The 13,454-nt window shown below is 64.9% G+C and carries 13 protein-coding genes; 3 read left to right on the top strand and 10 right to left on the bottom strand.

From position 1 onward, the window contains the following. Positions 1 to 85: 85 nt before the first annotated feature. From doeB to ACOZKU_RS01015, 10 genes are all read right to left on the bottom strand, one after another. On the bottom strand, positions 86 to 1,093 hold the full coding sequence (doeB, locus tag ACOZKU_RS01060) for a N(2)-acetyl-L-2,4-diaminobutanoate deacetylase DoeB (protein WP_421577284.1): 1,008 nt from the start codon (positions 1,091 to 1,093) through the stop codon (positions 86 to 88). Positions 1,094 to 1,096: 3 nt separating this feature from the next. Beyond that, the gene (gene doeA / locus ACOZKU_RS01055; RefSeq protein WP_421577283.1) at positions 1,097 to 2,278 is read right to left on the bottom strand and encodes an ectoine hydrolase DoeA; all 1,182 of its coding nucleotides are present in this window, start codon (positions 2,276 to 2,278) and stop codon (positions 1,097 to 1,099) included. A 34-nt stretch (positions 2,279 to 2,312) separates the two neighbouring features. Continuing rightward, complete coding sequence (gene eutC, locus ACOZKU_RS01050; protein ID WP_421577282.1) at positions 2,313 to 3,305, bottom strand: ectoine utilization protein EutC; 993 nt, start codon at positions 3,303 to 3,305, stop codon at positions 2,313 to 2,315. Beyond that, positions 3,302 to 4,291, bottom strand: coding sequence for a hydroxyectoine utilization dehydratase EutB (eutB, locus tag ACOZKU_RS01045; protein ID WP_421577281.1), 990 nt, complete (start codon positions 4,289 to 4,291; stop codon positions 3,302 to 3,304). Before eutB ends, eutC begins: the two co-directional genes overlap by 4 nt. After that, positions 4,288 to 5,070: an ectoine utilization protein EutA gene (gene eutA / locus ACOZKU_RS01040; protein WP_421577280.1), complete on the bottom strand. Its 783-nt coding sequence runs from the start codon at positions 5,068 to 5,070 to the stop codon at positions 4,288 to 4,290. The genes eutB and eutA overlap by 4 nt, the downstream gene beginning before the upstream one ends. Next, complete coding sequence (ehuD, locus tag ACOZKU_RS01035) at positions 5,070 to 5,732, bottom strand: ectoine/hydroxyectoine ABC transporter permease subunit EhuD (RefSeq protein WP_421577279.1); 663 nt, start codon at positions 5,730 to 5,732, stop codon at positions 5,070 to 5,072. Before ehuD ends, eutA begins: the two co-directional genes overlap by 1 nt. 2 nt (positions 5,733 to 5,734) lie before the next feature. Next, complete coding sequence (gene ehuC, locus ACOZKU_RS01030) at positions 5,735 to 6,394, bottom strand: ectoine/hydroxyectoine ABC transporter permease subunit EhuC (RefSeq protein ID WP_226918630.1); 660 nt, start codon at positions 6,392 to 6,394, stop codon at positions 5,735 to 5,737. Between the two features lie 73 nt (positions 6,395 to 6,467). Beyond that, a complete protein-coding gene (gene ehuB / locus ACOZKU_RS01025; RefSeq protein ID WP_421577318.1) occupies positions 6,468 to 7,313 on the bottom strand; it encodes an ectoine/hydroxyectoine ABC transporter substrate-binding protein EhuB in 846 nt (281 codons plus the stop codon). Between the two features lie 81 nt (positions 7,314 to 7,394). After that, on the bottom strand, positions 7,395 to 8,180 hold the full coding sequence (ehuA, locus tag ACOZKU_RS01020) for an ectoine/hydroxyectoine ABC transporter ATP-binding protein EhuA (RefSeq protein WP_421577278.1): 786 nt from the start codon (positions 8,178 to 8,180) through the stop codon (positions 7,395 to 7,397). A gap of 123 nt (positions 8,181 to 8,303) precedes the next feature. Further along, the gene (locus ACOZKU_RS01015; protein WP_421577317.1) at positions 8,304 to 9,725 is read right to left on the bottom strand and encodes a PLP-dependent aminotransferase family protein; all 1,422 of its coding nucleotides are present in this window, start codon (positions 9,723 to 9,725) and stop codon (positions 8,304 to 8,306) included. A 66-nt stretch (positions 9,726 to 9,791) separates the two neighbouring features. On the opposite strand from ACOZKU_RS01015, the gene ACOZKU_RS01010 reads away from it, so the two are divergent. From ACOZKU_RS01010 to ACOZKU_RS01000, 3 genes are all read left to right on the top strand, one after another. Next, a complete protein-coding gene (locus tag ACOZKU_RS01010) occupies positions 9,792 to 10,274 on the top strand; it encodes an Lrp/AsnC family transcriptional regulator (protein WP_421577277.1) in 483 nt (160 codons plus the stop codon). Between the two features lie 129 nt (positions 10,275 to 10,403). Continuing rightward, a complete protein-coding gene (locus ACOZKU_RS01005; RefSeq protein ID WP_421577276.1) occupies positions 10,404 to 11,900 on the top strand; it encodes an NAD-dependent succinate-semialdehyde dehydrogenase in 1,497 nt (498 codons plus the stop codon). Positions 11,901 to 11,929: 29 nt separating this feature from the next. Beyond that, the gene (locus tag ACOZKU_RS01000; protein WP_421577275.1) at positions 11,930 to 13,303 is read left to right on the top strand and encodes an aspartate aminotransferase family protein; all 1,374 of its coding nucleotides are present in this window, start codon (positions 11,930 to 11,932) and stop codon (positions 13,301 to 13,303) included. Positions 13,304 to 13,454 lie beyond the last annotated feature (151 nt).

The raw sequence follows: 13,454 nt of genomic DNA, 5'->3' as shown, positions 1-13,454 counted from the left end.
AAGGCTCGGAAAGGGCCTTTCAAAGAAGACGCGTTCAAGCTCTTGATGGGATGTGAACCAAAGACTCAATAAAGGTTGGCAGATCTCACCTCACGACCGTCGCAAGCACGCTCACGCAGTCACCGGATTTGACAAGGCCGGGAAAATGGCGTGCGGCGAGGACGCCGTCCATCTTTGCCCGGATCTCCACCGGCTCCGCGCCAGTTCGGCCGACGGGATAGATGCGGGCCACCACATCGCCGTTCCTCACCTGGTCGCCGAGATCGAAGAGCGGCTCGATCAGACCGCCGTCCTCGGCAAACGAGAAGCAATTGCCATCGGGCATGTCGAGCCAAGTGGTTTGCGCCGCCTCGGCTGTTCCATTGAGAATACCCGCCGCCTTCAGTACATTCGCGACACCCGTCTTGGCGATGCCGGCGCTCTTTGCCGTCGCCGTGCCGCCGCCGCCGAGTTCGGTGGTGATGAAGATTTTCCCCATCTCCTCCGCCGCCGTGTCGTACATGCCGACCGCGTCGATCTCCAGCATCTTCATCGACCAGGGCGCGCCGAAGGCCTGGACGAGATCGAAGGCCTTCGCCTCCTGCACCTTGTCGGGCAGGATGTGGGCTGCGCAAAAGGGCAGAAAATCGAGCGTCTTTCCGCCGGAATGGAAATCGAGCACGATATCGGCAAGCGGCAGCAGCGTGCGCTGGAAATAGTCGGCGATCTTCGGAGTCACCGTGCCGTCGGGCGCGCCCGGAAAACTGCGGTTCATATTGCCCCTGTCGATCGGCGAGGTGCGCGTGCCGGCGAGGAAGGCCGGGTAGTTCATCGCCGGCACGATGATGACGCGGCCGGAGATGTCCTCGGCCTTCAGCCTGCGGGCAAGGTCGAAGAGCGCGATCGGCCCCTCATATTCGTCGCCATGGTTGCCGCCGGTGAGAAGGGCCGTCGGCCCCTCCCCGTTTTTCACCACCGTCAGCGGGATCATCACCGAGCCCCAGGCGGAATCGTCCCGGCTGTAGGGCAGGCGCAGGAAGCCGTGCTGCACGCCCTCGGCCGAAAAATCGACCGTGGCGCTGATCGGCGATGGACGAAGGTCACGGTCCGCCATAGCTCAATCCTTCACGAGAAGCTTGCGCGGCACCTTGGCGAGGCATTCGACGCCGGTCTCGGTGATCAGAATGCTTTCCGTCGTCTCGAAACCCATGTCCTCCAGCCAGAGGCCGGTCATGAAGTGGAAGGTCATGCCGGGCTTCAGTTCGCTCCTGTCGCCGGGGCGCAGGCTCATCGTGCGCTCGCCCCAGTCCGGCGGGTAGGACACGCCGATGCCGTAGCCGGTACGGTTGTCCTTGACGATGCCGTATTTCTTGAGGACCGCGAAGAAGGCATTGGCGATATCCTCGCAGGTATTGCCCGGCTTTGCGACCGCAAGGCCTGCCTCCATGCCCTCCAGCGTCGCCTTCTCCGCATCGAGGAAGGCCTGTGTCGGCTTGCCGAGAAAGACTGTACGCGACAGCGGCACATGGTAGCGATGGTAGCAGCCGGCGATCTCGAAGAACGTGCCCTCGCCGGATTTCATCGGCCGGTCGTCCCAGGTGAGATGCGGCGCGGAGGCCTCGACGCCGGAGGGCAGAAGCGGCACAATCGCCGGATAGTCGCCGCCGATGCCGTCGACGCCGCGCGTGCCGGCATCGTAGATTTCCGCCACCAGGTCGCATTTGCGCATGCCGACCTCGATCTTGTCGAAGATGCGCTCGTGCATCTTTTCGACGATCCTCGCGGCATTGCGCATATACTTGATTTCCGTCTCGCTCTTCACCGCGCGCTGCCAGTTGACGAGTGCGGTGGCGTCGACGAAGCGGGCGTTCGGCAGGTGTTTCGTCAGCGAGGCGAAGGCGGCCGCCGAGAACCAGTAATTGTCCATCTCGACGCCGATGGTCAGCTTGTCGAGACCACGTTCCGTGAGCTTGGCTGCGAGGTAATCCATCGGATGGCGTTCGGTGGACTGCACGTAATGGTCCGGATAGCCGATGATGTTCTCGTGCTTCAGATAGGCGGTGAACTTCGCGCCGTTGGCATCCTGTCCGCGGCCATACCAGATCGGCTCGCCCGTCGGCGGCACCACGACGCACTGGTGCACATAGAAGGACCAGCCGTCATAGCCCGTCAGCCAGTTCATGTTCGACGGGTCGCTGCAGATCAGCAGGTCGATGCCCTTGGCTTCCATGGCCTTGCGCGTTTTTTGAAGACGCGCTTCGTATTCCGGAAGTGAGAACTTCAGGTTCGCTTGTTTCATCGGTTTTTCCTCTATACCCGGCGAAAAGCCGGTTTCAACTCTCGAAGGTCGTGCCGGCACCGGCCGCTGCCGCGCGGGCGGCGGCAAGGGTTGCGATGGCCGTGTCCTGAATGCCCGTGCCGGTAAGATCCGCCACGGTGATCTGCTCGGGGCCGCTGCGGCCCGGTTTTCGCCCGGCGACAATTTCGCCGAGTTCGGAAAAGCCCATACCCTCGGTCACAAGGCCGGCTTCAATGGCATGATGCAGTTCGCCGAGACGGCGGGTCTGCTTCAGGCTGTCGGCGACATAAAGCCCGGCGCCCGTGATGACCGCGGGCTCGATCTCGTTCTTGTGCTCGGCATCCGAGCCCATGGCCGTGACGTGCTGGCCGGGCTGGAGCCATTCGGCCTTGAGCACCGGCGTTTCCGACGGCGTGGTGGTGACGATGATATCGGCCCCATCGACCGCCGCAAGGCCATCGGCTTCTGCACGGACGGGGAAGCCGAGCTTCAGCGTCAGTTCCGCGGCCACCGACTCGGCCTTTACCGCATCGCGCGCCCAGATGCGGGCCTCGCGGATCGGGCGCACGAGGCTCAGCGCCTCCAGTTGCAGCCTCGCCTGCATGCCCGCGCCGAAGATGGCGGCCACGCCGGCGTCCGGACGCGAGAGATAACGCGCCGCAACCGCGCCGGCGGCGGCCGTGCGCACATCCGTCAGGTAACCGTTGTCGAGCAGCACCGCCTGCACCAGGCCGGTCTTTGTCGAGAACAGGACCATCAGACCGTTCGTACTCGGCAGGCCGATGGCCGGGTTGTTGAAGAAGCCGGGGCTGATCTTGATCGCGAAACCATCGAGGCCCGGCACATAGGCGGTCTTCACGTCCACCTCCGCGCGCTGCTCCGGCATGTCGAGCCGCAGGATCGGCGGCATGACGACGGCCTTGGTGGCGAGCGCGTGAAAGGCATCCTCGACGCAGGCGATAGCTTCGAGATCGAGCGGCACGATGCGCCGGAGCTCCCCTTCGGTCAGGATCTTCATCTTCGTCATGCCGCCTCCTCACCATTCATGACCCGTTGGTGCAGGCCCATATCCACATTGCGGCCGGACAAGACGATAGCCACCGGGCCGTCCAGCCGGCCGAGCCGGCCGGCAAGCAGCGCCGCGATGCCGACAGCGCCCGCACCTTCGATCACCTCGCGCTCCTCAGCATAGGCATGCCGCATGCCAGCGGCGATCTCGGCTTCGGAGAGCAGGATCACATCGTCAAGCAAAGCGCGGCACATGGCGAAGGTCACGGCATTGTCGAGCCCGATGCCGCCGCCGAGCGAATCCGCCAGGCTCGCCACCTCTTCGACCTGCACCGGCCGGCCCGCATCGAGGCTCGCCTTCATCGCCGCGCCGCGCTCCATGGTGAGGCCGATGACGCGGGTCTTCGGCAAACGGCCCTTGACCGCCGCCGCGACGCCGGCCGCCAACCCACCGCCGGAAAGCGGTACGAGCACCGTCGCGACGTCAGGCATGGCCTCGACGATTTCCAGCCCGAGCGTGCCCTGCCCGGCAACGACCGCCTTGTCGTCGAAGGGCGGCACCATGACGAGGCCGTTTTCGCTGACCAGCCGGTCCACCTCCAGCTGCGCCTCGTCCTGCGATCGGCCGACGATGCGGACATCGGCGCCGAGCCGGCGGATTTCCGCGACCTTGTTTTCCGGCACCAGATTGGACATGCAGATCGTCGCGACCGAACCTTCGGCCTTGGCCGCATGGGCAAGGGCGCGGCCATGATTGCCTGTCGAGGCCGCCACGACACCGCGCGCCCGCTGTTCGGGCGAAAGGGAGAGCACCGCATTGGTCGCGCCGCGCAGCTTGAAGCTGCCAGTCGTCTGGTGATGTTCGAGTTTCAGGCCGACCGGCACGCCTAAGCGCTTGGAAAAGGCCGCGGAAGGAACGAACGGCGTGCGCAGGACACGGCCATCGATGCGGCGAGCCGCCTGCTCGATATCTTTGATTGTTACGGGAAGGCGCGCGTCCGTCATGGTTTGGCGCCCGGATAGGCGAGCGTCATCAGCCGGCCGAGTTCCGGCCGGGGCGCTTCGTCGCCGCACAGGCGCAGGCAGGCCCAGGCGGTGGCAAGGTTGCTGGTGACGACAGGCTTGCCGATGGCGGCCTCGATTTCGGCCGCGACGCCGGCCGCGCGAACAGCGGTGCAGGAGATGAAGAGCGCATCGGAATCGGGCTCCATGGCCTCCTTCGCGAAGGCGACGATTTCCTCCGGCGCGATCCGCGCCATCTCCCGGTCGTCCGTGAGGCCGAGGCAGGTGAAGCAGGCGATATCGAAGCGGAGCGCAAAGAAATAATCGGCCATCGGCCGGCTGGTTTCCAGCGTGTAGGGCGTTAACACGGATATGCGTTTGGCGCCGAAGGCCTTGAGGCCGGACACGGCCGCGGCCGTGGGCGTGACGACGGCAGCTCCCGGCTTGGCGGTCTTCACCGCCGCTTCCACCGCGGCATCACCGATGACGACCGAAGCCGATGTGCAGGAATACATGACGACGTCGAGCGGCTCGTCCGGCAGGATGAGCGCTGCGCCGGCCGTGAGCGAGGGCTGCATGGCGCGCAGGTTTTCCGGCGTTACCGGGTTGGCATAGGGAATGCGGGTCGCATAGACGCCGATCCGGTCGCTTGCCACCATGCGCTGAAAATCCACCTCGGTCGTGTGATCGGTCGCCAGGATGATCAGGCCGACGCGCTTTTTCAGCGGGCGGGCGTCGAGTTTTGGCGCACGCGAGGCGAGGGCAAGATCGAGGGTCTGCATCAGCGTTCCTCCAGGCGGGCGTACCGTTCTTCCAGCCAGCGCAGGAAGACGACGGAGATCAGGCTCATGATCAGGAAGAAGACGCCCACCATGGTCATGGGCTCGATGTAGCGGTAGCTGCTGTTGGCGACGCTCTTCGCCTGGTTCATCAGTTCCAGCACCGTGATGGCCGACAGCAATGGTGTCTCCTTGAACATGGCGATGAGATAGTTGGCGAGTGCCGGGATCATCGGCGGGATGGCCTGCGGCAGGATTACGTGGATCCAGGTCTGGCGGCCGGAAAGGTTCGTCGCCTTCGCCGCCTCCCACTGCCCGCGCGGCACGTTCTCGATGCCGGCGCGATAGACCTCGGCCGCATAGGTGCCGTAATGCACGCCGAGCCCGATGACGCCGGCCAGCAGCGCCGGCAGGCGGATGCCGATATCCGGCAGCACGTAGAAGATGAAATAGAGCTGCACGAGCAGCGGCGTGCCGCGGATGAACTCGACGACGAAGCTCGTCGCGCGCGCGATCGGCTTCGGCGCGGTCATGCGCAGGATGGCGAAGAGCAGGCCGACGACCGCGGCGACGGCGGCACCCAGGACGGTCGCCAAAAGCGTGATCTTCAGGCCCTCAAGCAGGGTCGGCATGATCTGCCAGACGAAATTCCAGTCCCATTCCATCGTCAGGTCCTCACGCCGTCGAGGCCACGGGTGACGCGGCGTTCCAGCCAGCGCATGCCGGTGGAGATGGCGAGCGCCATCAGGAAATAGAGCACGAGAATGACCGCGAAGGGGATCAGCGTGCTGCCGGTCTGGGCGCGCACCACCTGCGCCTGGAAGGTCATGTCGGTGAGCGAGATCAGCGACACGACGGCCGTGCCCTTCAGAAGCTCGATCGCATTGTTACCGAAGGTCGGCAGCATCAGCGGCAGGGCCTGCGGCAGGATGACGTGGCGCATCGCCTGGCCTCGCGTCAGGTTGAGCGCGATGCAGGCCTCGCGCTGCTCGCGGCCGATCGCCTTGACGGCGCCGCGCACCACCTCCGCACCATAGGCGCCGACATTGAGGCCGAGCGCCAGCACGCCGGCCTGCAGCGGCGACAGCGTGACGCCGGCGAAGGGCAGCACGAAATAGACCCAAAAGAGCTGCACGAAGATCGAAGTGCCGCGGAAGAACTCGATATAGGTCGTGGCAAGCGCACGCACCGCCATGAAGCGGCTGACGCGGCCGAGGCCGGCGAGGAACGCCATGATGACGGCAAGCACCGAGCCCATCACGGTGAGCTGAAGCGTCACGAGCGCCCCTTGCAGGATCAGCCCTATATAGCCGGACCAGTCGGTCATCGTTTTCCCGTTCGAGAGTAGGTCAAGGCGCCCTCCCCCTTGGCAAAGGGAGAGGACGAGATGGAGCGCGCGCTTACTTCGCAGCGCAGAGCTTATCGCGCGTCGTCGACATCGCGGCTGCGGCCGAGAAGCCGTAGGGCTCGATGATCTTGGCGAATTCGCCACTTTCCTTCAGCTTGGCGAGCTCGACGTCGAAGGCATCGCGCAGGGCCTCGTCGCCCTTCTTGAAGGCCGCACCGTCGCAATAGACCGGAGCACCCTCCACCGGGGCCACGACCTCGATCTCTGGATCATTCGCCTTGGCGACGAGATCGTTGATGGAGAGGACGGGCAGAGAATAGGCATCGATGCGGCCGTCCTGCAGCATCTTCAGGCCGCTCTGGCCATCCGGCACGACGATCACGCGGTCACGCGGAACGCCGGCTTCGAGCGCCAGCTTCTCTTCTGTGCCGCCGCCCGGCGCACCAATCTTGGCATCCGGATTGTCGGCGATGTCCTTATAGCTCTTCAGCTTGAGCGGATTGCCCTTCTTGAGCGCAAAGGCCTCCGCGTCGCAGAGGATCGGCTCGGAATAGGCAACGGCCGCGCAACGCTCCGGCTTCATGAAGAGGCCGGCTGTAATGACGTCATGACGGCCCGCCTGAAGGCCGGGGATCATCGCGCCATATTCCGAGATCGATGCGACGATATCAGCGACGCCGAGGCGCTTGAAGACCTCGCGGGCGACATCGGGCGCAGCGCCCGAAACCTTACCGTCGGCGGCAACCGCGGTGAACGGCGGCTCGTTGGCGATGGCGACGCGGGCAAAGCCCTGCCCCTTCAGCTCCTCCAGCTTGGCATCGTCGGCGAAAGCCGGGGTGGTGGCGACGGCGGCCATCAGCGCGCTTGCGCCGGCGGCCAGGGTCAAAAACGTCCTCATGCTCATATTGTGAACTCCTCTGGCTGTTTCTGGTTGTTATCGAGTGTGCTTGGAGCCTTGTTTCCGAACGGCGCAGGCCCCTCAGACGCGGTGCCCTGCCGCGATGATCTTGCGCAGGAAGGTCTGTGTGCGCTCCTGCCTGGGATTGCGGAAAATCTCGTCCGGCTTGCCTTCCTCGACGATCTTGCCACGGTCGAAGAACAGAACCCGGTCGGCGAAGTCGTGGGCGAAGCCCATCTCGTGGGTGACAAGCAGCATGGTCATGTCGGTCTCGGCGGCGAGCTTGCGCATGACGTTCAGCACCTCCTCGACCAGTTCCGGGTCGAGCGCCGAGGTCACCTCGTCGAACAGCATGATCTTCGGCGAGAGCGCGAGAGCGCGGGCGATGGCGACACGCTGCTTCTGTCCGCCGGACAATTGGGCGGGCATGTTCTTCGCCTTGTCGGCGAGGCCCACCATGTCGAGAAGCTCCATCGCCCGCTTCTCCGCCTGCGCCTTCGCTACGCCCTTGGTCAGCATCGGCGCGAGCGTGACATTGTCGAGAACGCATTTGTGCGGAAAGAGATTGAAGTGCTGGAAGACCATGCCGATCTTCTCGCGCATCCGGTGCAGGTGGCGGTCATCCGCCGGCACGAGGCTGCCGTTCTTCGGCATATGGTAGAGCTGGTCGCCCTCGACCTCGATATGGCCGCCGCTGATGCTTTCCAGCGTCATGAGAATGCGCAGGATCGTCGTCTTGCCGGAGCCGGACGGACCGATGAGGGCGAGCTTTTCCCCCGGCAGCACCTCCATCGACAAACCGTCGAGCACGGTCAGGGGACCGTAGCGCTTGGTGATGTTGTCGATGCGGATGATGGGTGCGGCCATGCCTGTCTCTCCCTGTCGGGACAAGTGATGGCCTAACGATGCGCGGCGATCAAAATCATGTCAATCCGAATAATAATCTCATGACAATTATTGTTTTCCTGCGCATTTGGCGGGCAATTCGCCCTAAATCGCGAGCAGCAACGCCTCCGGGTTTCCGCTGGCCAGTGAAGCCAGAATGCCGAGACCCGTGCGAAGTTCCTGCTCCGTCGTCGAGCCGAGCGAGATGCGCACGGCCGGATGCCAGCCCTGGTCCGCCGTTCGGAAGGACGAGCCCGGTGCGATGGCGACGCCACGCAGGCGGGCCTGCGAGACGAAACCTTCCTCCGTATGCCCTTCCGGCAGCGGCAGCCAGACATGCAGGCTCTGCGGATGGGCATGATAGGGCAGGCCAGCGAAGGCTTCCTCCGCGATAGCATGGCGCACAGCAAGCGCGCGGCGCTGCCAGTTGACGAGCTCCATGGCGGTGCCGTCGCTGACCCAGCGGGTGGCGATCTCGGCAATGGACGGGGTCGCCATCCAGTTCGAAACGAGGTGCCGGTTTGCAACGGCGGCGACATAGCGGTCGGGGGCCGCGAGATAGCCGATGCGCAGGCCCGGCACCGTGATCTTGGTGAAACTGGTGATGTAGAGCGTGCGCTCCGGCGCGTAGGCGGCGACCGGCGGTGGTTTGCGCTCGACGAGCGGACCGAGAATGTCGTTCTCGATGATCGCGATATCGTGACGCCGCGCGACATCGGCGAGCGCCTGCCGACGCTCGGCGCTCATCAGCGTCGCCGTCGGGTTGATCACGGACGGCTGCAGGAACACCGCGCGAATGACGCCTTTCCGGCAGGCATCGTCCAGCGCTTCGGGGATCATGCCGTCGCGGTCGATCGGCAGGCCTTCGAGATGCAGGCCGAGATAGGTCGAGAGCGGCACCAGCGTGTGGTGGCTGATCGCCTCCGTCGCGACGGTGGAGCCGGGCGGAGCCACGCTCATCAGCGCCACCGTCATGCCCGAGGTCGCGCCATTGGTGAGGCTGATGTTGAGCGGCGAGATATCGAGGCCGCAGCGCGCCAGCCATTCGGCGGCGACCGCGCGATGGCGCGGGAACACCATGTTGGGGCGGAAGGACAGCGCCGAACTCGACGGCAGGTTCTCCGCCAGCCAGCCGAAGGCCTCGCGCATGCGCTCGAGATGCAATTGTTCGCAAACGGGTTTGAGGATCGAAAGGTCCACCAGCTCGCCCAGCCGCTCCGGCAGATAGGGCGGCTCCGGCTCCTTCGGCTGCGTTTGCACGAAGGAGCCGCGGCCGACCTCTCCCGAGATGAGGCCGCGGCGGATCAGCTCGTCATAGGCGCGGCTGACGGTCTGCACGGAGAGCTTCAGGTCGTCGGCGAGCTTGCGATGCGGCAGAAGGCGTGTACCGTTGGGCAGCTGTCCTTCTTGGATGGCGCGGGCGATCTGCTCGGCGAGGGACAGGTAGGCCGGCCGGCGCAATTGAGATAGATCGGGACGCCAAGTTGTCATGATTTCAACAGTGCTCAAATTCAGTTCAATTGACAACGCCAAAATGCCTTTCCATTGTCTTTTTCGAAGCTTTGACATGATCTCCGCCCGGAGGGCGACCGCATGAAACTCGACGCCATCGACCTGCGCATCCTGGAGGCGATCCAGGAGAACGGCCGCATCACCAAACTGGCGCTGGCGGAAAAGGCGGGGCTGTCGCCCACGCCCTGCTGGCTCCGGCTGCGCAAGCTCGAAAAAGCAGGCATCGTTTCAGGCTATCACGCGCGTGTGGCGGTGCGGCGCGTCGCGCCGGTCGCCAGCGTCATGATGGAGGTGACGCTGGCAAACCATCGCCAGACGGATTTCGACCGGTTCGAGCGGGCCGTGGCGGCAACGCCGGAGATCGTCGCCTGCTGGTCGGTCGGCGGCGGGGTCGATTATATCCTGAGGATCATGGCGGCGGATATCGACGCCTACCAGCGCCTTGTCGACAGCCTGCTCGACCGCGAACTTGGCATCGACCGCTACTTCACCTACATCGTCACCAAGACGGTGAAGGAGGAAACGGTGCTGCCGCTGGCCACCCTTCTACCGGCCTCCGAATGAGCCTGCCGTAGAGAGATTGTCTACGGCCAGCCTCCGATTTGGCTAAAGTCTCTGCCTGACACCCCGGCAATAGACAATCTGCCGCCCAGACCTCTGGCAGACTCCTCTCACAAGCCAGAGGAGGCCGCCATGACCGCCCAATTCGCCCGGACTACGTTTCACGATGCGCTCGCCCGCCTCGCCGACCCGCACCTGCTGCGCGAACTCTCCTATGTCGGCGGCCGCTGGGTGGCTGGCCGCGACGGCGAGAGTTTCGCCGTGACGGATCCTGCCTCGAACGCGACGCTCGCCTGGGTCGCGTCCCTCGATGCCGGGCAGACGGCCGATGCCGTCTCGGCTGCGATGCAGGCCTTCCCCGCTTGGCGAGACCTGTTGCCGCAGCAGCGCGCCGCCATCCTGCGCAAGTGGCACGACCTGATCCTCGACGCGCGCGAGGACCTCGCCCTGCTGATGACGCTGGAACAGGGAAAGCCGCTGGCGGAATCGCGCGGCGAGATCGACTATGCCGCCTCCTTCATCGAATGGTATGCCGAGGAGGGAAAACGTCTCAACGCCGAAAGCGTGACGAGCCATCTTCCGGGCGCGGAGATGATCGTGCGCCGCGAGGCGCTCGGCGTCGTCGGCCTCGTCACGCCCTGGAACTTTCCCTGCGCCATGATCACCCGCAAGGCTGCCGCCGCACTCGCCGCCGGCTGCACCGTCGTCGCCCATCCCTCCAGCGAGACACCGCTTTCGGCTTTGGCGCTGGCCGAACTCGGCGAGCGCGCCGGCCTTCCCGCCGGCGTCTTCAATGTCGTGACCGGTGATGCCGCAACCATCGTCGGCCGCATGAACGCCGATGCCCGCATCCGCGCCCTGAGCTTCACCGGCTCGACGGAGATCGGCAAGCTGATCGCTGGCCAATGCGCGCCGACCATGAAGCGACTGGTGATGGAACTTGGCGGCCACGCCCCGCTGATCGTCTTCGCCGATGCGGATGTCGACAAGGCCGCCGACATCGCGGTCAACGCCAAGTTCGCCACATCGGGCCAGGATTGCCTTGCCGCAAACCGTATCTATGTCGAGCGCGCGGTGCTCGCCGCCTTCACCGCGGCTTTCAAGGCGCGGATCGCGGCTTTAAAGGTCGGCGGCGGGCTTGAACCGGGCGTCGAGATCGGCCCGCTGATGCATGAACGCGCCATCGCCAAGGTGGAGGAACAGGTGGCCGATGCGCTGAAACACGGCGCGAGCCTCCTGACCGGCGGCAAGCGCCACGCGGCAGGTCCGCTGTTCTACGAACCGACGCTTCTGACGGATGTGCCCGACGCCGCGCGTATCATGCGCGAGGAGACCTTCGGCCCCGTCGCCGCCGTCACGGCCTTCGACAGCGAGGCGGAGGTGATCGCCCGCGCAAATGATACGGAATACGGCCTTGTCGCCTATGTCGTCACAGAAAACGGCGCACGCCAGATGCGCCTTGCCCGCGCGCTGGAATACGGCATGGTGGCGGTCAACCGGGTGAAGATCACCGGCGGGCCGATCCCCTTCGGCGGCTGGAAACAGTCCGGCCTCGGCCGCGAGGGCTCGCGCCACGGCATGGAGGCCTTCACCGAACTCAAATATCTCTGCATCGATACAGCTGCCTGATCCAGGCACCACATACGAAAGGAACGACCATGCTCGACGGAAACAACGAACGCACCGCCTGGGACCGCGACCACTTCTTCCACCCCTCGACCCATATGGGCATGCACGCCCGCGGCGAGACGCCGACGCGTGTTATCGGCGGCGGCGAAGGGGTCTACATTACGGACACGACGGGCAAGACGAGCCTCGATGCCTTTGCCGGCCTCTATTGCGTCAATGTCGGCTATGGCCGTCAGAAGATCGCCGATGCGATCGCAAACCAGGCCAAGAACCTCGCCTATTACCACGCCTATGTCGGCCACGGCACGGAAGCCTCGATCACACTGTCCAAGATGATCATTGACCGCGCGCCCGTGGGCATGAGCCGCGTCTATTTCGGCCTGTCGGGCTCGGATGCCAACGAGACCAACATCAAGCTGATCTGGTACTACAACAACATTCTCGGCCGCCCCGAGAAGAAGAAGATCATCTCGCGCTGGCGCGGCTATCACGGCTCGGGCGTCATGACCGGCTCGCTGACCGGCCTCCACCTCTTCCACAACGCCTTCGACCTGCCGCGCGCCCCGATCCTGCACACGGAAGCCCCCTATTTCTTCCGTCGGCCTGACCGCTCGATGGACGAGGAGCAGTTCTCGCAATATTGCGCCGACAAGCTGGAGGAGATGATCCTCGCCGAGGGGCCGGAGACGGTCGCCGCCTTCATCGGCGAGCCGATCCTCGGCACCGGCGGCATCGTGCCGCCGCCGAAGGGCTACTGGCAGAAGATCCAGGCCGTGCTCGACAGATACGACATCCTGCTCGTCGCCGACGAGGTCGTGACCGGCTTTGGCCGCCTCGGCACGATGTTCGGCTCCGACCACTACGGCATGAAGCCGGCGCTGATTACCATCGCCAAGGGCCTCACTTCCGCCTATGCCCCTCTGTCGGGCACCATCGTCTCCGACAAGGTCTGGGACGTGCTGGTCAAGGGCTCCGACGAACTCGGCGCCATCGGCCATGGCTGGACCTATTCCGCGCACCCGATCTGCGCCGCCGCCGGTGTCGCCAATCTCGAGCTCATCGACGAACTCGGCCTGGTCGAGAATGCCGGTTCCACCGGCGCCTATTTCCGCAGCGAACTCGCCAAGGCCGTTGGAGACCACAAGCATGTCGGCGAAGTGCGCGGCGACGGACTGATGGCGGCCATCGAGTTCGTCGAGGACAAAGACGACCGCGCCTTCTTCGACCCCGCCAGGAAGATCGGCCCGCAGATCTCCGCCGCCCTCCTCGAACGCGGCGTCATCGGCCGCGCCATGCCGCAGGGCGACATCCTCGGCTTCGCCCCGCCGCTCTGCCTAACAAGGGAAGAGGCCGATATCGTCGTGAAATCGACAGCCGATGCCGTCAAAGCCGTGCTCGGCTGAGACTTGAAATGGAGGGGGCAGCGGTTACGTTGCCCCCCAGGGACCTCCGCGCGCGACCGTATTCTTGACGCCTTCGCGCCGTTCTCCGACATCGGGTACTGTTCTGTTGCAAGCGGCACCCTTTCCGACTGCGAGCCTGTAAATGCGCGGC

This window comes from Shinella sp. M31, assembly GCF_049199205.1.
In the GTDB taxonomy this organism is placed as follows: domain Bacteria; phylum Pseudomonadota; class Alphaproteobacteria; order Rhizobiales; family Rhizobiaceae; genus Shinella.
This window is presented reverse-complemented; position numbering and strand designations above follow the sequence as displayed.